Source organism: Streptomyces sp. NPDC018833, from assembly GCF_044390825.1.
Lineage (GTDB): Bacteria > Actinomycetota > Actinomycetes > Streptomycetales > Streptomycetaceae > Streptomyces.
The window spans coordinates 107,566-129,237 of record NZ_JBIRZM010000002.1; the positions used below are offsets into that span (position 1 = coordinate 107,566).

Annotated in this window: 20 protein-coding genes and 1 pseudogene; 8 read left to right on the forward strand and 13 right to left on the reverse strand. The window is 69.9% G+C overall.

All coding sequences use genetic code 11. The features are described 5' to 3' along the window. Nucleotides 1–6: 6 nt before the first annotated feature. From ACH5AF_RS04410 to ACH5AF_RS04440, 7 genes are all read right to left on the reverse strand, one after another. Nucleotides 7–2,040, reverse strand: coding sequence for a M36 family metallopeptidase (locus ACH5AF_RS04410; RefSeq protein WP_398899889.1), 2,034 nt, complete (start codon nucleotides 2,038–2,040; stop codon nucleotides 7–9). Between the two features lie 35 nt (nucleotides 2,041–2,075). Continuing rightward, nucleotides 2,076–4,001, reverse strand: a complete 1,926-nt coding sequence (locus ACH5AF_RS04415) for a M28 family peptidase (RefSeq protein ID WP_398899890.1) — start codon at nucleotides 3,999–4,001, stop codon at nucleotides 2,076–2,078. Between the two features lie 638 nt (nucleotides 4,002–4,639). Further along, complete coding sequence (locus ACH5AF_RS04420) at nucleotides 4,640–5,947, reverse strand: diaminopimelate decarboxylase (protein ID WP_398899891.1); 1,308 nt, start codon at nucleotides 5,945–5,947, stop codon at nucleotides 4,640–4,642. Nucleotides 5,948–6,158: 211 nt separating this feature from the next. Then, nucleotides 6,159–7,805 carry a PucR family transcriptional regulator gene (locus ACH5AF_RS04425; RefSeq protein WP_398899892.1) on the reverse strand — a complete coding sequence of 549 codons (1,647 nt, stop codon included), beginning with the start codon at nucleotides 7,803–7,805 and terminating at the stop codon, nucleotides 6,159–6,161. A gap of 148 nt (nucleotides 7,806–7,953) precedes the next feature. Then, nucleotides 7,954–8,568, reverse strand: coding sequence for an SDR family NAD(P)-dependent oxidoreductase (locus ACH5AF_RS04430; protein WP_398900434.1), 615 nt, complete (start codon nucleotides 8,566–8,568; stop codon nucleotides 7,954–7,956). Beyond that, entirely contained in the window at nucleotides 8,480–8,908 is a 429-nt protein-coding gene (locus ACH5AF_RS04435; protein ID WP_398899893.1) for an alpha/beta fold hydrolase, read from the reverse strand. The genes ACH5AF_RS04430 and ACH5AF_RS04435 overlap by 89 nt, the downstream gene beginning before the upstream one ends. 129 nt (nucleotides 8,909–9,037) lie before the next feature. Next, nucleotides 9,038–9,937 (reverse strand): LysR family transcriptional regulator, encoded by a 900-nt coding sequence (locus ACH5AF_RS04440; RefSeq protein WP_398899894.1) that lies wholly within the window; start codon nucleotides 9,935–9,937, stop codon nucleotides 9,038–9,040. Nucleotides 9,938–10,141: 204 nt separating this feature from the next. Here ACH5AF_RS04440 and ACH5AF_RS04445 point away from each other — a divergent pair, with 204 nt between their 5' ends. Then, nucleotides 10,142–11,239 carry a M20 family metallopeptidase gene (locus ACH5AF_RS04445; RefSeq protein ID WP_398900435.1) on the forward strand — a complete coding sequence of 366 codons (1,098 nt, stop codon included), beginning with the start codon at nucleotides 10,142–10,144 and terminating at the stop codon, nucleotides 11,237–11,239. 179 nt (nucleotides 11,240–11,418) lie between these two features. Then, complete coding sequence (locus ACH5AF_RS04450; protein WP_398899895.1) at nucleotides 11,419–11,757, forward strand: hypothetical protein; 339 nt, start codon at nucleotides 11,419–11,421, stop codon at nucleotides 11,755–11,757. Here the strand turns inward: ACH5AF_RS04450 and ACH5AF_RS04455 are convergent. After that, nucleotides 11,735–12,574, reverse strand: coding sequence for a hypothetical protein (locus ACH5AF_RS04455; RefSeq protein WP_398899896.1), 840 nt, complete (start codon nucleotides 12,572–12,574; stop codon nucleotides 11,735–11,737). The genes ACH5AF_RS04450 and ACH5AF_RS04455 overlap by 23 nt on opposite strands. 380 nt (nucleotides 12,575–12,954) lie before the next feature. Continuing rightward, nucleotides 12,955–14,097 (reverse strand): site-2 protease family protein, encoded by a 1,143-nt coding sequence (locus ACH5AF_RS04460; protein ID WP_398899897.1) that lies wholly within the window; start codon nucleotides 14,095–14,097, stop codon nucleotides 12,955–12,957. Between the two features lie 246 nt (nucleotides 14,098–14,343). Here ACH5AF_RS04460 and ACH5AF_RS04465 point away from each other — a divergent pair. Then, nucleotides 14,344–14,445 (forward strand): annotated as a pseudogene (locus ACH5AF_RS04465) (IS481 family transposase); the annotation flags it as partial. Nucleotides 14,446–14,460: 15 nt separating this feature from the next. Here ACH5AF_RS04465 and ACH5AF_RS04470 read toward each other — a convergent pair. Next, nucleotides 14,461–15,033, reverse strand: a complete 573-nt coding sequence (locus ACH5AF_RS04470) for a YceI family protein (protein WP_398899898.1) — start codon at nucleotides 15,031–15,033, stop codon at nucleotides 14,461–14,463. 147 nt (nucleotides 15,034–15,180) lie between these two features. Between ACH5AF_RS04470 and ACH5AF_RS04475 the strand changes: the two genes are divergently transcribed. Beyond that, a complete protein-coding gene (locus ACH5AF_RS04475; protein ID WP_398899899.1) occupies nucleotides 15,181–15,543 on the forward strand; it encodes a DUF5335 family protein in 363 nt (120 codons plus the stop codon). A 404-nt stretch (nucleotides 15,544–15,947) separates the two neighbouring features. Continuing rightward, complete coding sequence (locus tag ACH5AF_RS04480; protein WP_398899900.1) at nucleotides 15,948–16,124, forward strand: hypothetical protein; 177 nt, start codon at nucleotides 15,948–15,950, stop codon at nucleotides 16,122–16,124. A gap of 129 nt (nucleotides 16,125–16,253) precedes the next feature. Here ACH5AF_RS04480 and ACH5AF_RS04485 read toward each other — a convergent pair whose 3' ends face one another. Beyond that, a complete protein-coding gene (locus tag ACH5AF_RS04485) occupies nucleotides 16,254–16,388 on the reverse strand; it encodes a hypothetical protein (protein WP_398899901.1) in 135 nt (44 codons plus the stop codon). Between the two features lie 376 nt (nucleotides 16,389–16,764). Here ACH5AF_RS04485 and ACH5AF_RS04490 point away from each other — a divergent pair, with 376 nt between their 5' ends. Further along, complete coding sequence (locus ACH5AF_RS04490; protein ID WP_398899902.1) at nucleotides 16,765–16,986, forward strand: hypothetical protein; 222 nt, start codon at nucleotides 16,765–16,767, stop codon at nucleotides 16,984–16,986. 111 nt (nucleotides 16,987–17,097) lie between these two features. Here the strand turns inward: ACH5AF_RS04490 and ACH5AF_RS04495 are convergent, their stop codons facing one another. Together ACH5AF_RS04495 and ACH5AF_RS04500 are read right to left on the reverse strand one after the other, a co-directional pair. Then, nucleotides 17,098–17,550, reverse strand: a complete 453-nt coding sequence (locus ACH5AF_RS04495; protein ID WP_398899903.1) for a DUF4383 domain-containing protein — start codon at nucleotides 17,548–17,550, stop codon at nucleotides 17,098–17,100. 122 nt (nucleotides 17,551–17,672) lie between these two features. Further along, on the reverse strand, nucleotides 17,673–17,879 hold the full coding sequence (locus tag ACH5AF_RS04500; RefSeq protein ID WP_398899904.1) for a hypothetical protein: 207 nt from the start codon (nucleotides 17,877–17,879) through the stop codon (nucleotides 17,673–17,675). Between the two features lie 242 nt (nucleotides 17,880–18,121). Here ACH5AF_RS04500 and ACH5AF_RS04505 point away from each other — a divergent pair, with 242 nt between their 5' ends. Continuing rightward, a complete protein-coding gene (locus ACH5AF_RS04505) occupies nucleotides 18,122–19,309 on the forward strand; it encodes a glycosyltransferase (RefSeq protein ID WP_398899905.1) in 1,188 nt (395 codons plus the stop codon). Between the two features lie 189 nt (nucleotides 19,310–19,498). Next, nucleotides 19,499–21,661: an RNA polymerase recycling motor ATPase HelR gene (gene helR / locus ACH5AF_RS04510; protein ID WP_398899906.1), complete on the forward strand. Its 2,163-nt coding sequence runs from the start codon at nucleotides 19,499–19,501 to the stop codon at nucleotides 21,659–21,661. The last annotated feature ends 11 nt before the right edge of the window (nucleotides 21,662–21,672 follow it).

A 21,672-nucleotide genomic window follows, 5' to 3' on the forward strand; every position in this document is an offset into this window, starting at 1 on the left:
GATGCCTCAGTCGTCCCGCCCGGGCGGCGGCATCTGCGTACCGCCCCGGCAGCCGAAGAAGGAGGCGTTCGGGCAGAAGGCGTCGAAGCCCATCCCGAACCGAGCGAAGGCGCTCCAGGCCGCGCTGCGGACCTGCTCGTACTCCTCTGCGGTCAGCGGGCCGCCCTCCTTCCCCATCGCCTTGAAGGCGCTCAGGACGGCGTCGCGGGCCATGAGGAACGACGGGTCCTTCGGTGTGAGCTTGAGACCGTCGACGACGGCCTGCCAGGTCACGCGGTAGCCCCGCTTCTTGTCACCGAGCGCGGCGGAGACCTTGCGGGTCACCTCCATGAGCGCCGCGCACCAGATCTCGCCGACATCGTGGACTTCCCTGTACGTCAGGTCCTCGTTGCCTGCGCCCGAGATCTCTCCCGGGCCCTTGCCGATGTCCCCGAACGTGCCGGGGTACCGCGAGTCGTACGGCCGCTGCCGGATGCCTTCCGGCCGCTGGACCACCCAACTGCCCGTGACCACCCGCTCGTCGGAACGGGAGAAGTTCCGGGTGGTGAGCGCGAAATAGTCTCCCCAGCCCTCGCCCATCGCCTCCGACTGCTCCTCCTCCAGTCCGTTCGCGTCGAACAAGCCGCCCACGAGGCGGTTCGTCACACCGTGGACGAACTCGTGGACCACGACGTCCGCGTCGTTGGCCGTGTGGCGTTCTCCGCCGCCGCTGCTGACCAGGCCCATGTTCATCACCGCGGCCAGCCCGTCGGCCCGTGTCGACATGTTGGCCGTCCCGAACACCGGCCCCGGGTGTGCGAAGGCGAGGACGGGATCCGCGCCCTTCCCCAGCCCGGTCGGGTTCGTGGTCTGGAAGTTGCCGTGCTCCTCCGTGAAGCCGAGCGTCATGAAGAAGTCGTGCATGTAGTTGCAGAAGAAGAAGATGTTGGTGACGAACTGCTCGGGCGTGTCCTCCCGGGCCTTGAACACGCCGTTGCCCGCGCCGTCGAGTGGGATCCGCACGGGTTGCCGGGTGGTCCCGTTGAGGGCGCGCACATTGTTGCCCTCGGTCGTGAGATTCCCGTTCTGCGGCTGGTTCCAGGCCGTGAACTCGGGAGGGAGGCCCGCTGGCAGGAGGGTGGGATAGTCGCTCGCGGGCAGCGGGAAGGGCACCTCGGCGAAGGTGCTCTCGCCCGGGTTCTGCCGGAAGACGTGTCCGGCGACCGCGTGGTTGGTGGTGTCGTAGAAGTAGAGGATCTCCGGGGCGCTGATGTCCGCGGTCTGCTCGTCGGCCTCGACGAGTGCCTGGTACTGGGCGGCCAGGTTCTCCCTGGAGAAGAGGAACAGCCACGTCAGCCGGACGTGTTCGCCCATGTTGAGGTAGACAAGCCTGGCCGGGACGGGCTCCTCGAACGGGCCCTTGCTGAACGTCATGGGCTGGTCGTTGCGCGGCTGGTGCGACAGGCGCTCGAATCCCTCCGCGAGGTCCAGACGGGGCAGTTCGTCCGTGCCGAAGGGGCCCTGAAGCGTGCGCGGCTCGGCGGCCTTCACGGCCGCCACCCGCAGGGCCACCTCGGCCGGAACCGCCGGCTTCGCGGGGAGATTCGCCGGCACGCTCGCCGTCTGCCCGACGATCCGGTCGACCCGGCCGCCCTCGTGAAGCCACACCTTCGGGGACATCGCCCACACCTCGATGCCGTTGAGCGTCTGCCGCAGGCTCACCACCCGCATGCCCTCGCTCGTGGTCGTCACCGTCGGATCGGCCTCGAATTCCACCGCGTCCTCGGGAGCGAATCCGATCACCCCCGACACCGAGGTGACGTAGGCCTTGGCACGGGCGATGTAGTCGGCGTCCGAGACCGCGCGGGTCTCGTCCTCTGCGGCGAATCCGGGAGCGTCGGCCGTTCGCAGCTCGCCCAGGTGCCCGGTGAAGCGGTTCAGCTTGCCGCGCTGGGCTGTGCGGGTGTCGTCCGGACCGGTCGACTCCAGGAAGGCGTCGGCTCCCTCCACCTCGCCCAGGCGGTCGTAGGTCATGTCTCGTTTGTCGATGAGTGCGCTCATGGCGCGGTCCCCTGTCCGGAGCGTGCGAAAGAGCGTCAGAGACCCGCGAGGGTCAGCGCGGCCACTGCGACCGTGCGGGCGACCGAGGCCGCGTAGTCCGTGTCGTGGTCGATGTCGAGGAGCGTGTCGCCCGGCCTGTGGTACTGCCGGGTGCCGGTGGCGGGTCGGGTGTCGTCGAAGAAGTTCTCGGAGACGGCGACGGCCGCCCAGCCGCGTTCGTGGAAGCTCGCATGGTCGCTGCGGCCCACGGCCGGATCGGCGGCGCCCGTGAGCTGCTGAACCGTGAAGTCGGGGGCGACAGCGGCGCCGGCCTGTGCGACGAGGTCGGCGAGTGCGTCGGAGCCGCCCGCAACCGGACCGGGAACGACGGAGCCGGCGTGGATCTCCATCGTCCGCGTGCCGCCCCGGAAACCCGCGATCATGTCCATCTGCAGGACGCCGGCGATGTCGTCGCCGGTCGCCGCGGCCGCCCGCGCGTAGGCCTTGCTGCCGACGAGCCCCTGCTCCTCGGCGTTGAACAGCACGAAGCGCACACTCCGTGCCGGCGACCTGCCCGAGGCCACCATCGAACTCAGGCACTCCGCCGTCGCCATGACGGCCGCTGTTCCGCTGCCGTCGTCGTCAGCACCCGGTGCAGGATCGACCACCGGGTCGTACGGGCGTGGACGGCCCGCCGAGTCGAAGAACTCGCCCTCGGCCCCCGTCGAGTCGAGATGAGCGGTGACGAGGACAACGCCGTCCGAGGCACCGACCGCGAGCTCGGCCTCCACATTGGAGAGCCTGTGCCCGCGCCAGGTGAACGCGTGGCGCCTGACCGCCAGGCCCAGCTCTTGGAACCGACCGGCGAGCGCGTCGACGACCCGCTCATTGTCCGCGCTCGACGCGTCACGGCTGCGCACCGTGAGCGGGTCGCCCTCGACGAGCGGATCGGCACCGGAGATACGGGCCACGTGGGCCCGTATGGCCGACGGCGTCACCGCCGCGCGCACCGCGTCGACCGTCTCCTGGGACGGAGCCCCGGGGGCGAAGGCGGCGACGAAACCTTCGGCACGCGCCTGACCCGGGCGGGAGAGAAGAGCGGGGTCGGGAAGCAGACGCTCGATGTGCCCGGGCCGGGTGCCGGGGATGTGCACGTTCTCAACCGGCAGGCCGGCAGCGGCGGCTATGTAGACGCCGCCGGGCGCCGGACCGAGCGAGGAGGCCGTCGGGCGCGATTCCGCGAGTTCGGCCGAGACGAAGGCGAACGCCGCCGCCGCGCGCATGGTCGCCTCGGCCGTGGCCCTGGAAACCGCCGGGGCTTGTGCGAAGGCCTCCGGTACGGACACCGGGCGGTCGTCACGCACGAGGAAGGCGGACGTCTCCTCCACCTGGCCGCGCAGGTCGGCGGTGAACCCGCTCTGCTCGACGGCGCGTACGCCCCGCGCGGTCGCCATGGCGAGGACGAGCCGGTCGGACGCCACGTGCACCGGCACGACCTCGTCGAGGTTCGCGACCGCCTCCAGCTCGGCCAGGTTCCGGTCCTCCGGCACCTCGATCCTCGCCCAGTGGACGGGACGGCCCTCGACCGCGGCGAGCGTGAAGACCGGGTGGGCCGCGGTACGCATCCCCGCCTCGCGCGCGAACGCGCGCTCGTCGGGATCCTCGCCCACGAACACGCAGTCGTCGGATTCCGTCCCCGCGCTCGTGACGGCGCCGTCGAATATCGCCCGACTGTCCTTGGCGCCCCAGTGGACCAGTGCCTCGTCCGCGAAGCGGCCGCCGAACGCGGCCTCGAGCGCGGCCGCCGCGTTCTCGCGCGCGGTGGCTCCTGGGCCCGGGTTCGAAATGATGCCCTTTCGCACCTGCGCAAAGGAATCGAGAACCTCGACGACGCGCGGGCGCGGGTCGAAGGTCATTGAGCCGTCGGCTGCGACGCTCACGTCCGCGAGTGTGGCACCGATGTCGAAGAACAGTACGGACATCTCGGCGTCTCCAGAGAAGAACACGCCTTCCGGTAAGGACTCCGGCGGCCGCAACTCGAGGGAGCCCGCTCGCAGTCCCTGACATCTCCACTATCCCCGCAGCTGCGGATTCCTGCATCCGGGCCCGCCCGACCTCTTGGGGAGCCGTTCATCCGGTGCGCGCGCGCCTGCGCAACCGCCTCGTCCGCACGCCCGATGTATCCTGAGGAACCAGTCCACATGTGTGGACCCCGTGGCAGCCTGCCGGGCCACGACACGGGGTCGGCGGCATAGGACCGTTGACGGGCTCGGCTTCCAAGGGGTCGGGCCCGTCAGTGCGTGTGCGGAGAGCTCAGAGCCCCAAGTACTCGCATATCGTGCGGTACATGTAGTACACGGCCTGGGAACTTCCCCCCACCAGTCGCGCTGCATCAGCAGCCCGTTGCCAGAAGGTCCTCGCCGGCTTCTGATCCCCTTCGGGACCTCGGCCGACTGTCACGCCATCACCTCCCCTCACCTGATGGATCCAGCGCCGGCGTACCCACCGGGCGACCCGCGGGGACGGACGCGGACCCGACCGCCACGGGATGGGTTCCGAAGTCGCCGCGACAGACGGTGCGCTCAGGACATGCACCCACAGGCGTGCATCGAGGAAGCACCTATCGGTGTGCGGGCTGCAGTTCCGGGCGGACGCCGGTCTGCGCGGGACGGACGAGCTCGAAGGCGACCTGACCGCAGGGGCTGACGCGGACGCCGTGAACGGCGGGTTCGGGCAGGCTGTTGTAGTGGAAGGGTGTGGAGAAGTAGTACGCACCGGTGTCCGGGAGAACGACGATGTCACCCGGGTCCAGCAGGGGCAGCGCCCGGTCACGTGCCAGCAGGTCGCCGGCGAAGCAGGCCGGGCCTGCGATGTCCTGCCGCACGGGCCCCCCGTGCTTGGCGCCACCGTGGGGGTCGTGGGCGTCGATCCGCAGCGGCCAGGCGTCGGGGTTGAACACGGTCCGCGTGGCGACCTGGACGCCGGCGTGGGTGATCGCGATCGGGCGGCCACCCGCTTTCTTGGTGTACTCGACGTATGCGGCGGTGAAGCCGTTCTTGGCCATGATCGAGCGTCCGAACTCGGTGACGATCTCGTACCTGCCCGTGAACAGCGCCGGCGCGTGCTCACGCAGGTGGTCCACGTAGGTGTCGAAGCCGGGGGTGATCTCGTCGCCGGCGAAATTGACCGGCAGACCCCCACCGATGTCGATGCCGACCACCTGGCGCCGCCCGAGGGCCTCGTTGACCTCTTCTGCGAACTTCACCGCCTGCCCGATCCCCCGGGCGATCAGGTCCAGCGGGCAGCCCTGCGACCCGACATGCGTGTGCACCCACGTGAGCCAGGGATGGTCCCGGTACGCCCGCAGCAACCGCTGCCGGTTGCCTTCGTCCGCCAGGGGGACACCGAACTTCGACGTCTCCGTGGCCGTGCTCATCGCGGCGATCGCTCCCCCGCCGACCTGGGAGTTGACGCGCACACCGATCCGAGACCGTGGGGGGCGCGCCGCGAGGATCCCGTCGATCCTGGACAGTTCCTGGAAGTTGTCCGCGTTGACCGCGACGCCCAGACCCAGGGCCCATTGCAGTTCCGCGCGGGACTTGGCCGGGGAGTCGAACACGATCTGGTCCGGTGCGAAGCCCGCTGCCAGTGCTGCGGTGAGTTCACCGGCGGTGGCGACTTCGCAGCCCAAACCGTTGCTCCGCAGCTCCGCCAGTACCGGCACCAGGCAGTTCGCCTTCGCCGCGAAGGCGTGCAGGAGGCGGAGCGAGTCAGGGAACGCCCGATGCAGGGATCGGGCCGTCGCGGCGACGCCGTCGAGGTCCACGAAGCCGGCCAGTACTGCCTGCTCCGGGTCCAGCAGTCCTTGGCGCACGGCCGCCCGCAGGATGTGTTCCCGCCGCTCGGCGGGGTTGAGGAGGTTGGTCACGGCACACCATCCGGTGTCGATGTCCTGAGCGCCCGGCAGGTCTGCCGGGCGGGTTACCAGGCTGCCCGTGTGCGCGGGAAGGTGTCTTCGTGGAGTCTTCCGAGATGCTGCCGCCGAAACCGCACGGCGGGGCAACATCTCGCGGTACACGCCTTGCCGTTGTGCGCGGCGACAGGAAAAGCGCGTTCTCTTCTTGCCGTTGGCCAAGTGCTCACCTGCCGCCGCGCTCGAGCAGGCGCAACTGGACCTGTGCGAGCAGGCGGGCGTCAGGGCTGTTCAGGTCCATACCCGACACCTGGGTGAGCCGGCGGATGCGGTATCGCAGGCTGTTGGGATGCACGCCCAGTGCCCGGGAGGCGGCGGGCACGTCACCGAAGTGGTCGAGGTACGCCCGCAAGGTTTCCACCATGGAACTCCCGCTGTGGTCGGCGTCGAACGCCGCCAGCCGGGCCACGGGAGTCTGCGGCGGCAGCACCAGCCCCGTCAGTGCGTCCATGACCTGCATCATGCCGACCGTCTCGGCCACCTCCCCCGTACCGGCGACGGCACGGGTCTCCCCCACCTTCAGCAGGGCTCCGAGGGCCAACTCGGCCGATCGGCGGGACTCGGCCAAACCCGCCAGGCCCTCTGCCACATCGCCCAGGCCGATCTTCACCCCCGCGCCGAGCGTGGGCGACAACTGCCGTACCAGCGAGTCCCCCAGCCGTGCCACCTGGCCATCGGCCCGCTGTCTGTCCGGCTCCAGGGCGCCCAGCAGTACCAGGGCCCTGCCGTTGAGGACCACGACCACGGCCTGGTGCCCGTAGGCGGCACAGTGCAGCGCCAGCAGGCCATGCAGCCGTGCGGGATCCCCGTTTCCTTGCCCCGGCCCGGTGTGCACCGTCAGGACGGCGCAATTTCCCTGCACCGGGAGCGCAGCCCGCTCGGCCAGCACCTCGGCGGTTCCACGCCCCTCCAGCAGCGCACGGGCCGCGTCTTCCACGAGGCGTGCGTGCGCTCCGCGCGTGCGGTGATGGATCAGGTGAGGGGCAGCCGCCCGGGTCGCCGCCCGCAGGACGTCTGACGCGTTCGGCGCGAGGGGCCGGCCCGCGGCCGCCACCCAGATCGACCCCAGGAGCTCACCACCCGCCCTGACCGCAACCACGAGACGCTCCGGGATCTCGCCCTTCGCCGGCCGGTGCAACACGTCACCGGCACCCCACAACGCCTGGAAGAATCCGGCCTCGTGCATCGCGGCGACGCGCCACGGCGGAACGCGACGGCCGAGGATGGTCAACCGGCGCAGATCGTCCACGTCCTCCTCCGTCGAGGAGTAGGCGAGCACCCGGGACTCCGTGTCCTCGATCGTCACGGCGCCACAGACGACGGCCGCCACCGCGTCGGCCAGTCCGTTCAGGTCGCCCAGCGCGACGGCCGCCACGCCCGGATCGGGCGGGACACCCGCCGAGGCCAGCCCTGCCCGCAGCATGCTCACCAACTGCGCCCAGGTGCACCATGCCGTACGGAAGAGCACCGCGGGGCCGGCCTCCTCGGCGGCCGAACGCAGCGCCGCTGCCGCCCGATCCGAACGGGCCGGCCCGAACACTACGGCCACCGCTCCGGCGCCGCCCACGCTGCGCACGACATCGACGGCAACGGCCGACTCCGGATCGACACCGACCGCCAGAAGCAGTTCCCCAGGCCCGATGCCGGGCTCCAGCGCGTCCAGCACGGTCACCCCGGCGACCGCCGCCGCCAAGCCTCTGGGGGCCATGCACAACTCCAGGGCCCCCGTACCCACCACGGACAGCAGGCGCTCCAGCGTGACCTCCTGCGACGCCCCGGTGGAACCCCACGCGGATAACCCGCTCGACTCCATCGATCCTCCCCCTGCCTTGCCCCTTTGCCCGCAACGATCCGCAGCGGACATTCCCCAGTGGCCCGGACAGCGACGTACGCCCCGTGCTCGCCGCACGTCGGTGGCCGGTCCGGAGTCGTCCGGGGCGGGCGTGAGGGCCGGGCCGCCGCTACCGGCTTTCTTCTCGCCCGGGGAACGTAGCGTAGGCCAACTGCCGGGGGCCGCGTCGCTGCCTTCGGCCAAGTCGCCGAGCGCGGGGGGTGGATGGCCCCACAGCCGGCCTCGGAAACGGGCACTCGGGATCGACGGGGGTGCTGCGGCCGCCCGGCACAGCCCTGCTCAGCCTGAACAGGGCCTTCACGACGTCGAGCATGGTCATCCAGTCGTCGAGATCAGCCTGATGGGCCGGTTCCAGGCCCATCGCGAGGCCGGCGTTGTTGACGAGGAGATCGATACTTGAGAAGTCGTCGGGGAGGCCCGTCATCGCGGAGTCGACCGCCTCGCGATCCCGCACATCGAGCACCAGAGGAAGTACAAGAGGCCCCAGGTCCGCTGCGACGTCAGCGAGTTTGTCGCCCCTGCGTCCCGAAATGATGACACGCGCGCCGGCTGCCGCGAACCGCCGCGCAATCGCGACGCCGAAACCGCTGCTGGCCCCGTGACGAATACCGTCGACTGTGGTGCCGTCATAGGGGTCACCGCTCCTCCCTCTTGTCCGCTTCGGCCGGCAGCGAGTCGAGGAAGCGTTGAAGGGCGACGTCGAATTCGGCAGCCCTTTCCAGATTCGGCATGTGAGCCGCCCCCTGGATGACTTCGAGCTCGGCATCAGGGATGCCGTCACTGATGACTCGGGCATCGCTCACCGGAGTGAACTCGTCGTCCGCCCCCACCACGACCAGCGTCGACACCGCTATACGAGCGAGCATCTCCACGTAGTCCGGCCGTTCCGCCCTGCCTCGCAGCGCGGCCGCGGCACCCTCGGGAGACGTACGGGCCATCATGCCCATCACATGGTGCGCAACACCCGGCAGCGCCTTGATGTTGTAGGGGGCCACCATCTTGGACAGCACCTCCTGGGCGTAACCGCCGCTCTCTCCTCCCCGCCGACGGACACGCTGGCGCATGCTCTCGACGTGCTCCTCGAATTGGCCCACGGCGGGCCGGATGACTCAGGACTGGAGTAAGGCTCCGCGTTGCCGAGGCCGGACCACGGCAAGCGCTGCGGGCCGACGTACCGTTGCCTGCGCCGCCGTTCACTCAGCGGCGTCGCGCAGCAGATCCAGCAAGCCCAGTGCCGCCGGCAGCGGGGCGGCGGGCAGCGCGACATGCACGGTCCGGTGCGGAGGGAGGTCGCCGAGCCGGCACAGGACGAGTTCGGCCGGGACCGCCCGGGCAGCCAGCGAGGGGACCAGCGCGACCCCCAGACCGGCCGCCGCATAACCGAACTTCCCGCTCCACTCCGCGATTCTGATGACTTTCCTGGGCCTGAACCCCGCTCGTGCCCAGGCATCGGCGACCATCGTGGGACTGGCCGCGGGCGTGTCCTGGATCCAGACCTCGTCGCGCAGTTCCCTCAGGTCGATCGTCCCGGCTCCCGCCAGGTGATGCTCGCGATGGAGGGCGACGAACAACTCGTCCTCCAGCAGCACGTCCGTTGTCACGCCCTCGGCCGGGGGCAGACCTGACGGATAGTCGCTCACCACGGCGATGTCGAGGGCCCCGTCCGCAAGGCGCTGCATCAACGTGCCGGTCCGCCCCTCGAGCACGATGACCTCGACCTCCGGCGTGGCCTGCTTGAACCGCCGCAGAGCAGCGGGCAGCAGAAATATGTTCGCGGTCGCGAATGCTCCGACGCGGAGCACTCCGCCCTGACCCGCATGGAGGACGGCCAGCTCCTGTTCCGCCGTCGCCAACCGCTCAAGCACCTCCACGGCGTGGCGATGCAGCGCCTGGCCGGCCGGGTTGAGCCGTACGCCTCGGGGGAGCCGCTCGAAGAGGGGCCCACCCGCCTGCTGCTCCAAGGAGGCGATCCGCCGGGACACCGCGGACTGCGTGTAGTTGAGTTGGGCCGCTGCTTTCGTGAACGTCCCGGTGTCGGCGACGGTCACGAGCAGCCGCAGCGCGTCGATGTCGAACACATTCCTCCTACGCATGGCTTCCATGCAATCTAGTCGCTGGTGGAATGCCTTGCCCCCGCCCTAGCGTCGCCCACATGCCTCGCGCTCACTTCACTTCAGGCGCTGAGGCCGTTGTGACTTCACCAAGGCGGTGATCCCAGGAGGAGACATGCTGTCATCGAGGAAGGTACGAACGGGGTGGGCCCGGTGACCGGGGCAGCCGCGATCGCACTGCCGGCGATGCTGGCCGATCTCGAGGAGCTCGTGGTCTGCGAATCGTTCTCGGCCGACCACGAGGCCCTGGCCCGCAGCGCCGAAGTCGTCGGCGCCTTGGGCGCGAGAGTGCTGGGTGCCGAGCCGGAGACGATCGTGCTCGACGGTGTGACGCATCTGCGGTGGACCTTCGGCACACCGCGGGTGTTCCTGGTGGGGCACCACGACACGGTGTGGCCCGTGGGCTCGCTGGAGACGTGTCCCTGGTCGGTGGTCGACGGGATCGCGCGCGGCCCCGGGGTCCTGGACATGAAGGCGGGGCTGGTGCAGATGTTCCACGCGCTGGCCGCCCTGCCGTCCCCGGAGGGCGTGTGCGTGCTGGTCAACGGTGACGAGGAGGTCGGCTCCCCGACCTCCCGGGAGCTGATCGAGGCGACCGCGCGCGATTGCGCGGCCGCCTTCGTACTGGAGGCGGCCGCGGACGAACAGGGCGCGCTCAAGACCGCCCGCAAGGGCACCTCGCGCTACGAGATCGTGGTGCACGGCAAGGCCGCCCACGCGGGGCTGGAGCCCGAGAAGGGAGTCAACGCCGCGATCGAGGCCGCCCACCAGATCCTGGCCATCGCCGGCCTCGAAGCCCTGATGGGCGACGGCGCTGGTTCTGTCCCGGGGGCCCCGACCGTCACACCCACCCTGCTGTCGGCCGGAACCACGCTCAACACTGTGCCCGCGCTGGCGAAGGTATCGGTGGACGTACGAGCAGCCACCGCGGCGGCGCAGGACCGGATAGACGCTCTCCTACGCGGGCTGACCCCCCGGACGCACGGCGCTCGGCTGAGCGTGCTGGGCGGCCGGAGGCGGCCGCCCATGGAACCGGAGTCCTCCGCCGAACTGTTCGACCTGGCCTGCCAAAGCGCCTCGGAGCTGGGCCAGGAGCCGCTTCGCGGCGTCGCCGTCGGCGGCGCCTCCGACGGCAACTACACGGCGGGCACCGGCTGCCCCACGCTGGACGGCCTCGGCGCCGTCGGAGGCGGCGCCCACACAGACGCCGAGTTCGTCGCGGTCGACCAGATGGTTCCCCGCACCCGCCTGCTCGCTCGGCTGATCACGCGGGCCCTGCGATGACCAGGACCCCGTCAACTCACGGAGACCCTCTGCGTTTCCTGGTCCTCACCCTCACAGCCGCCCTGCTGCTCACCGGCGCTTGCGCGTCAACCCCCGAGGCGAAACTCAAGAGCTGGTACACCTCAGGCGGCGAAACGCACATAATGCGCTTGACGGATGGCACGTCCAGGGTCAATGACGTGAGCACGGCCCCCATCGGCATCATCGGGCCCGCATGCCAGGAACTCCTGAACAATCTCGCCGCTGCCGAAGCCTACGACCCGATTCCGGACGAAGACGCCCAGTCCTCGTGGTCAACCGCTCTGGCAACCCTGCGCAATGGTGCGTCCGAGTGCACCGCCGGAGCCGCCGCACACGACGCGGTCCAGGTTTCCGGGGGCGTCAGCGCGATTCTGATCGACGGATCCGGCTACCTCGCGAGCACCGTCCATCTGATCGCGCTGGAGCTGACCCCGACTGGAGCAGGGCGCCGCATGGCGGATACGTCAGGAGCGGTCAGCCGGCGCGTACCGCCGTGATGGTGAAGCGTTCGACGGCGGCCACGTGACCGCCCGTGGAGGCGACAACCGTGAGCACGGGGTCGTGAGCCCCGGAGAAGGACACCTTCACTTTCCATGGCTGGTCGTCGCCGCCCGCGGGAGTGCAGCAGGGGGAGGTGCCCAACGGCGCCTCGGACGAGGGTTGGCGCACCTGGACACGGATGCTCTCGTCCACTCCCGAGATCCGCCCGCCGGTCACCAGCGGTGAGTGCACGAGCGACCCGTACGCGGGCGTGGTGAGGGAGAACGTCGTGTCGTCGGTGCCGACGACCTCCCACGGGGCATCGGGGCCGGTGCCGAACCGCACGAGGTGGATCACCGCTGCGGTGCCGCTCTCGGGCCCGGTCGGTGCGACGCCGATACGGGCGTGCCGACCGCTGACCTTGCGCGAGGAGACCCGGTCGATCTCCTTGAAGCCCAAGAAGTCACGGGTGAAGGCCAGCGCGGTCTGACCGGGGTCGCGGTGCCAGGGCTGGTGGCCACCGTCGCGGTAGGCGCGCTCCCAGGCCTGAGCCTGGGCGAGCGTGGCGAACGGCCACACCGGCTGGAGGCTCCAAGAGCCGAGCGCCGGTGTGCCCTTGGGCGTCGGCGTGGGCGTGGTCGGGGCCTTCGTGGCCGAGGAGGTGGCCGCCGAGGGGGCCACGGTGGGCGTCATGTGCGAGGACGCGGGCGTCCCGGGTGCGGCGGGCGCCGATCCCGATGCGCTCGGGGACCCGCCGGAACCACTGCATGCAGTGAGCAACAGGCCGATCGCGGTCGCTGCGGCGAAGAGTCGGAACGGGAGCGAGATGTTCATAGGTGCCCCAGGAGAGGTGGAACCGACCGTGGTCCGGCCTGTCCGCTATCGTGCCATCAGTCCGGTCCACGTCACAGTGACTGTACGCAGGCTTCGGACGGTGTCGTCCTCCAGGGTGACGGTCATCCGCGCCCTTGACGGGCCCTCTGCCAGTCGCGGGGGCTGTCGTTTGCAGAAGGTCTGCCCCTGTATGCGCTGTTGGGCCTGGGCTGTGGCCATGGAGCTCGAGCACCGAGCGGGCCGGTGCGCGACATCACGCGTGACGGCGACTTCCTTCACCTCACCCTGCGTTCCGCGGAGAGGGCTCGGTCGCCTTCACCATCCAGGCTCATGGCCCCGGCGCCTGACCCGGCCCTCTCGACGACGCGTGTGAGGGGGCTTCAGCTCCTTGAGCGCCAGACCTGGGTGGATGTCAGCCATGAGGTGATGCGGCTGATGTCGGAGGAGGTGACGATGCCGACCAGGCGGCCTTCGTCCAGGATGAGCGCCCGGTTGGCGGGGCTGGTGTCCAGTTCTGGCAGCAGGTGCATGAGGGGGTCGTCGGGTCGGGCGGTCGGCAGGTCCCGCAGCGGGATCATCGTCTCGGCGAGCGTGGTGGCGGCCCGCTGCTCCGCGGGGACCTGGTGCAGACGGTTGACGGTGACGAGCCCGACCGGGTCACCCTGGTCGTCGATCACGGGGAAGGCCGAGTGCCGGTAGCGGAAGACGGGGTCCGCGAGGAAGTCGGCGACGGTGGTGCGGGCGGAGGTCACCAGCAGGTCGGCGGTCATGGCCTGCCGCACGGGGACTCCGCGTAGAAGTTCCCGCATACCGGCCTGGCCGCTCTCGGCGGTTGCTGCGGCGATCATGAACCAGCCGAGCAGCATGAGCCAGATCCCACTGAACGCGGCCCCGAGGAACACCTGGTACAGGCCCAGTCCGGTCAGTACCCATCCCAGGAGCCGCCCTGCGGTCGTGGCGACCATGGTGGCTCGCAGCTGATCGCCGGTCCATTTCCACAGCGCCGCCCGCAGCAGGCGTCCGCCGTCCAGTGGCGCGGCCGGAAGCGCGTTGAAGACGGCCAGAAGGATGTTGATGCCCGACAGCCAGGCCAGAGCCTCCACCGCCAGACCAACGCCGACGAGCCCCGCCAGCACACCGGCCAGGATGCCGAAGAACAGGCCGGCGCCGAGGCTGACCAGCGGCCCCACACCGGCGATACGGAACTCCGCGCCCGGGGTGGCCGCCTCGCTCTTCAGTCGTGCCACGCCGCCGAGCATCCACAAGGTGATGTCCTCGACCTCGATGCCGTTGCGGCGGGCGACGACCGCGTGGCTGATCTCGTGTGCCAGCAGAGACCCCAGGAAAACCACGGCGGCGGCCAGCCCCACGATCCAGTACCGCCATGCCGGATGGTCCGGGTGAGCCTCCGGCAGGCGTCCCAGCGCCAATGCCATGGCGATCACGATGAAGATCACCAGGACACTCCAGTGCACTCCCACACGCACGCCGGCCAGCCGCCCGAGCGAGAATGTCGCCCCCATGACCTCGCCTCCTCACCTCGGTCCCTGGAGCCCGGCGGTCTCAGCCGGGTCCGCTTGGGCGAGGTGCCTGTCCCGTGGGGGGAACGGCGGATCACTGTCGGCGGGACCGGTACCCGCGACGCTACGAACGGCCGCGGGACAGGCACGTCCGGAAGCTCGAGTACCCGGATCCCTGATCCTCACCAGGATCGCGTTTCTGTGCGGTGCCCGCTGCGCCGGCGAGGACGACCGGGCCCCTGCGACGGGTCCGCCGACCGCTTCCAGGGCTCCGCGACCTCTGCCGAGCGATGGGCGGACCGCTGGCGCGCGCTGGGCGAGGCGGGAATGGCCGACCGCTCCAGCCGGCCTGCCACGCGGCGGCGGCTACGCAGGCCGGTCGGCTTGCTCGAGCCTGGCCACCTCGAACTCCACGCGGACCTCGTCGGCCAGCCGCAGCGCGCCCAAGAACGCGGTGTAGGGCTTGATTCCCCAGGTGGATTGCGTGACGGTCGCCCATCCGCGAAGGAGCCCGTTCTCATTCCCCTCACCGTGCAGCGTCACCGGGTGGGTCCGGCCCTTGATGGTGAGGTCCCCGGTGATCTCGAACGACTGGAGTGTTCCCGCGATGGCGGTGGAACGGAAGGTGATCGTAGGGTGCTCTGCGGTGTGCAGCAGGGCCTGGTCCCCCATCGTCCGATTGATTTCCGCCCGGTCAGCGTCGGTGAGCTGCTTCAGTCCGCCCGTTCCCTCCCGCACCTCCAACGCGGCCGTCTCAACCGTCACGTACACCGACGACGTATCCGGGGCACTGACGGCCACGACCGCTTCCCCCGACCATCGGGTGGCCTCGATCGTGAGGTCGTGCCCCGCCCTGCGGCCCAGCCCGGCGCGGCCGGTCTTGATCAAGAGGCGGCCGGTGGACGGTCCGAGCCGGTATCTTCCGTCTGTGAGCGTCACGGTGCCGAGGCTACGGGGCGGATGCGGCCGGGGCGTTGAAGCAGCCGGTTCGGCGTGTCCCCGATCGCCGGCCGTGGCGACAGGCAACGGCACGCGCGAGCATGGGAAGGGGCCCGGTTCATGAGGCCGGAGGGAGGAGCGACAGCAATGGCCGGCACTCCATCGCTCGACCGCAGCGGCTGGAGCGGGGCCCTCGATGAGGTCACCGCCGCCCACGACAGGGAACTCGTCACCATCGAAGTGGTGGACCCGTCGATCGGGCACCAGTACGAAGCCGAGCGGCTGCCCTTCTCCTACCTCGCCTACGACCCGAAGGACGATGTGGCGATCGTCGGAGTCGGCGGAGAACCGCCCCGCTGCCCCGTCGTACTGAGACACATGGTGCCGCACCCGCAGGAGATCGACATCACCACGCTTGCGACGTCTCAGACCGCCGTCCGGGTGTTGGACCCAGAGGGCACCGCCACCCTGATCACCTTCTACCCGGTGGAACCGGCCTCCGGTTCCTGAAACCGAAGGCGCCTGCATGGAGCGCCTCGTATGGGTACGGGTGGGAGACGGCCAGGCAGGAGAGGGGTGCCCGCCGGCGCAGTTCGACGCATGGCACCGGCTCGTTCACCGCCCAGCGGACGACGATGTCCTTTTCTTCCACGATTACCTGGGCCATCGATGCGAAAAGAAGCTTGAGTCGTTTCTTGTAAATAAACGGTTTCTCTGAACATATATAAATCGCTGAGCCTGCGGATCCCGGTCGCCGAATAGCGACACCGCGGAAGATCGCGATCAGCGGTGCCGGTCAGAAGGAATCGCAGTCCTGACCGGTGCACCACGAGTCGCCCTGCGGCTGTCAAGCCGCAGGCGCGGCGTCCACGGAATGCAACGAAGGAAGACCGACCGCGAAGCGGGGAACGCCCATGGAAGCACTTGTCTGGCTGCTCATCCCGCTGACGGCCGCTCTCGGCGTTAGCGTCTGGGCGTGGTACGTCTCGCGCCCGCACCCCATCGACGTCTGGACGGACGTGGATCGCTACGACCGTCTCCGCGCCTCCCTGGGGCGCGGGGTGGGCGTGGGGAAGAGCCAGACCCCGTAGAGAGCAGGCCTGAGACATCTTCGTGGGCAACGACCCCGGAGGGCCGGGTCAACGGGAAGCACCGGCAGATCGAGGGCGGCGAAACCGCCTGACGGCTCAGATACGGCCCCGAGCGCCCGGAGCGCGGCGTCACTCCGGCCCGGGGTCTTCGTACCTCCTCGTCCAGGAGGCGCCGCACCGGCAGGCGTACTGCTCAACCAGCTCGCCGTCGTCGGAGACAGCCATGTCCCGGCGTACCCGGACGTGCACGTGCTGCTGACTCATGGAAACCGCTCCATCATGGGCGGCTCCGCATGAGCCCGCCCGCCGCGGCGAGCATATGCAGCCGCACACGGCAAACACCACGACTCTGTCCGCAATCTCACAGGCTGAACCACAGGCAGAAGCCTCTCGCGTCTGGGCACGTGATCACGAGCCATGCCGACGTCGGGCGGGCACACCCCTGCTGGGATGTACGTCAGCAATGTGCATCAGCTCCCCCGCACGCGCAGCGGTGAAGCCCTCTTGGAATCGCGGCCACTCCGCCTGGAAGAGAGGCCGGGGAGGGTGTTCGTACGCCGATGACGCCCGTTCGCGGACGTGCATCTTCGTGTGATTGCTACCGGATGCGCCCCTACCGGGGCGAGTGGAAGCTATGGGCATGGCCATCATGCCGCCTGTAGTCGTGTACCCGCCGTCATCGACGGGTGGCCGCCGCGTGCGGCTGGACTCGCGGATCCTCGGGGTGGCCTATGAACTGCGCGACCTTGCGGACTTCCTCCGCCATGCCGGACTCGACCCGGACGTCCTCGACGTCGAGAACACCGAGCTGATCGAGTGGCGGGGCGGCGGTCCCCATGTCTGGCCGAAGCCGCCGCCGTGAGTTACGCGTACGGTTGACCGGCGCCGGTGCCCGCCGACCCGGACTCCCGAACACCCATGGCGCATTCGCCGGCACCGCCGGACGGCTCGTTGGCGGTGGTGCGCGGTCGGATCAAAGGCCCCGGGTGCGGGTCACGGGGCGGGCCAGCAGGGCGCCCAGGGCGATCATGCCGGCGCCGAGGACGAAGTGGAGCCAGTCGGCGGCGGTGTTGAGCGGAACGAAGTTGGCGGCGCTGTCCTTGTCGATGATCAATCCGTAGAGCCACAAGGCCAGGTAGATGACGCCGCCCCCGATGAGGAAGGTACGGGCGGTGGCGGCGGCACGGGCCATGGCGAGGCCGGCGATACCGAACAGCAAGTGCACCACGTTGTGCAGGATCGACACCTGGAACAGGCCCAGCAGCTTGGCTTGCGAGTGGTGTTCCGCGAATTCCATCGCGCCGTAGTTGGTGGTGACGCCCGGGATGAAGCCCAGAATGCCCACGAGAAGGAACACCGCTCCGACGAGCATCGCGGCCTGCTGGACCGGTGACCTGGTCACTGATGTGCGGTGTGCGCTGGTCATGACGTGTCCTTCCGGGGTGTGCCTCCGCTTCTCGGCCGCGAGTACCCCTGTCGACCTCCCCCAAGCCGGCGACATGCTCCGGCGCGGTGCCCGGACGCCGGTGTGCTTGGCGATCATGCTGATCAGCTCCGGCAGACGAGGTCAATGATGGCGCCCCCGGCGATCCGGTTGTGCATCTCGATGATCCGCGGCCCGCGCCTGGTCAGCACGACCTCGGTGTGCGAGGGGCAGTCGTGGAAGCCGAAGGCTTCCAGGACGCGGGTGACATAGGCGGATACGGCTGTGTGCTGCTCGGGGGCGCGGCGGCTCGTCGAGGGCGGCCGGCTCACACTGTTCGACGTCCGCGGGGACTGGTCGGCGCTTGCGGCCCTGCCCGCGCGCGGACGAACAAAGACAAAGCAAGGAGGTCACCCACTCCTTGCCACTCTCAAGGTATAGCGCACCGGGGGGCTTGCGGCAAGGCCCCAGGCGTGCCGCAGAATTGCCGGCCGAAGCCAGGACCTGCGGAAACGGGAGTCGCTCAGTGCGTGTGTTGTTGTTGACGTATGGGTCGCGCGGGGATGTCGAACCGATGGCGGGACTCGCGGTGCAGTTGCGCGAACTCGGCGCGGAGGTGCGGGTGTGCGCGCCGCCGGACGAGGAGTTCGCGGAACTGCTGGCCGGTGTCGGCGTCCCCCTGGTGCCGTGCGGCCCGTCGGTGCGCGCGCTGGTGACCGGCGTGACGCCGCCGTCGGCGGCAGACGCGTTCCGGCTCGCGGTCGAGTTGGTCGCGGCACGGTTCGACACGCTCGCCTCGGCGGCCCAGGGATGTGACGCGCTGGTGGCGGCCGGCTTGATGCCGGCCGGCGCTCGGTCGGTGGCCGAGAAACTGGGCATCCGCTACGTGTACGCGTGCTACCACCCGTTCGAACTGCCGTCGCCGCACTACCCGCCGTCGCCCCGGCCGGGCCCGCCGTTCCCATCGGACGTGACGGACAACCGGGTGCTGTGGGACCTGGACGCCCAGCGCGTGAACGCGCTGTACGGCGCGGCACTCAACAGCCACCGGGCCTCGATCGGCCTGCCACCGGTGGACAACGTCCGCGACCACGTCTTCACGGACCAGCCGTGGCTGGCGGCGGACCCGACCCTGGGGCCGTGGCAGGAACTGACGGATCTCGACCTCGTGCAGACCGGCGCGTGGATCCTACCGGACGAACGCCCGCTGCCGGCCGAGTTGGCGGCGTTTCTGGACGCCGGCACACCACCGGTGTACGTGGGCTTCGGCAGCATGCCCATGCGCGCATCGACGGACGTCGCCCAGGTGGCCATCGAGGCGATCCGCGCACAGGGCCACCGCGCTGTCGTGGGCCGCGGCTGGGCCGACCTGGCCCTGATCGACGACCGGGACGACTGTTTCGTCGTCGGCGAGGTCAACCAGCAGCAGCTGTTCGGCCGGGTGGCCGCCGTCGTGCACCACGGCGGCGCGGGCACCACGACGACGGCCGCCCGGGCCGGCGTGCCCCAAGTGGTGGTACCCCAGTTCGTGGACCAGCCGTACTGGGCCGGCCGGGTGGCCGAGCTGGGCATCGGCGCGGCACACGACGGCCCGACTCCTACCGTCGAGTCTCTGTCGGCCGCGCTCAGGACGGCCCTGACCTCGCAGACCCGTGCACGGGCGAAGGCTGTGGCCGGCGCGATCCGGACCGACGGGGCGGCGGTGGCCGCGAAGCTGCTGCTCGACGCGATCAGCCGGGAAAGGCCGCCAGTGTCCGCGTAACCCCTCGGGACAGTCGAGCCAGGACCCGGAACACGGGAACCCACAGAGCCTGGCGACCTGAACCGACGACGGCCACGGGGTCCATGTCAGGCGGAGCGTTGCTCGTCATGGCCACCGGGTTCGTCACGCCGGTCCGGACGCCTTGCCGCGCGCAATGGCCGCAAGCGGCCTCATATCGGAGCTGATGACGTGAACCCCCTGACCACCAACGCGTTCGACCTTCCCCACCGCCTCTCCCCCAAGGCCGACCCGGCGCTGATCGCCGGAGATGAGCAGCACTTCGAGGCCATCTCGGAGTGCCTTGAGCAGTCGATCGCCGATCTGTCCGACCGCCTCGAGGCCGAGCGCAGGGCACCCGGCGGCCTGGGCCAGCAGGCGATGGAGCGGGACATGGAGATCCACCGGCTGACCGCTCGCCTGCGCGCACTGCGGCGCTTCGGTCTGGACCTGTGCCTCGGACGCATGGTCGGCGCGGACGACCGCGAGCCCGTGTACGTCGGACGACTTGGCCTCACCGACAACGCGGGCCGTCGGCTGCTGATCGACTGGCGCTCCCCCGCGGCTGAGCCGTTCTTCGCAGCCACCCACGCCAACCCGATGGGTCTGGCGAGCCGCCGCAGGTATCGCTGGACCCGCGGCCGGATCAGCGACTACTGGGACGAGGTGTTCACCTCGGACGGGTTGGTCGGGCACGCCGCGCTCGACGACCAGTCCGCCTTCATCGCCGGCCTGGGCGGCAACCGGTCGCCACGGATGCGCGACGTGCTCGGCACCATCCAGGCCGACCAGGACGCCATCATCCGGGCGGGATCCCGCGGCGCTCTCGTCGTCGACGGCGGTCCGGGTACGGGAAAGACCGTCGTCGCTCTGCACCGCTCCGCCTACCTCCTCCACTCCGACCCTCGCCTCGGTCACCGTCGGGGCGGCGTGCTGTTCGTCGGTCCGCACCGGCCCTACCTGGCCTACGTCGCCGATGTCCTCCCCAGCCTCGGAGAGGAAGGGGTGCAGACCTGCACCCTGCGGGACCTCGTCGCCGAGGGAGCCGGAGCCGCGATCGAGACCGACCCGAACGTGGCCCTCCTGAAGTCGTCGGCGAACATGGTGACGGCGATCGAGACGGCCGTCAGGTTCTACGAGGCGCCGCCCACCGCGGGGATGACGGTCACGACCCACTGGTCCGACATCTGGCTGAGCGCGGACGACTGGGCCGCGGCGTTCGAAGCAGCAGAACCCGGTACTCCGCACAACGAGGCGCGCGACCAGGTCTGGGAGGAGCTCGTCGCGATCGTGCTGGACAAGCACGACGCCGACGTCTCAGCCGATCTGCTCCGCAAGTCACTGTCGCAGAACAGGGAGCTGCTCACCGCCTTCAACCACGCGTGGCCGCTGCTCGAAGCGGCTGACCTCGTCGGAGACCTGTGGTCGGTACCCGCCTACCTGCGGATGTGCGCACCTTGGCTCGGCCCCGATGACGTTCGGAAGTTGCAGCGCCCGGACGCCCGGGCATGGACGGTGTCCGACCTGCCGCTCCTGGACGCAAGCCGGAAGCGGCTCGGCGACCCGGAAGCGGCACGACGAAAGCGTCGGAACGACGCCGCTGTCGCCGCCGAACGCGAGCGCATGGCGGGCGTCATCGAAGACCTGCTCAAGGCCGATGACGACGGTGAAGGTGCGGTGACGATGCTGCGCGGTCAGGACCTGCAGGACACCCTGGCCGACGAGACCGCACTGCCCGCCACCGAACCGGACCTGCTCGCCGGCCCGTTCGCGCACATCGTCGTGGACGAGGCTCAGGAACTGACCGATGCGGAGTGGCAGATGCTGCTGCTCCGGTGCCCGTCCCGGAGCTTCACCATCGTCGGGGATCGTGCCCAGGCCAGGCACGGGTTCACGGAGTCGTGGCAGGAACGGCTCCAGCGGATCGGGCTCGACCGGATCGACCTGGCCTCCCTGAGCATCAACTACCGGACGCCGGAGGAAATCATGGCAGAAGCCGAGCCGGTCATCCGGACCGTGCTCCCGGATGCCAACGTGCCGACCTCGATCCGCAGCAGCGGCATCCCCGTCGTACACGGATCTTCTTCGGATCTGAGCTCGATCCTCGACACCTGGCTCGCCGCACATGCCGACGGGATCGCCTGCGTCATCGGCGCTGGTGACATCGGAGTTGGCGCATTCCGGACGACGCCCCGCGTCCGGTCGCTGCCCCCGGAACTGACGAAGGGGCTCGAGTTCGACCTCGTCGTCCTCATCGACCCAGAGGCGTTCGGCACGGGCATCGAAGGAGCTGTCGACCGCTATGTCGCGATGACCCGAGCGACCCGGCAACTCGTCATCCTCAGGAGCTCCTGACATCGGCCGGA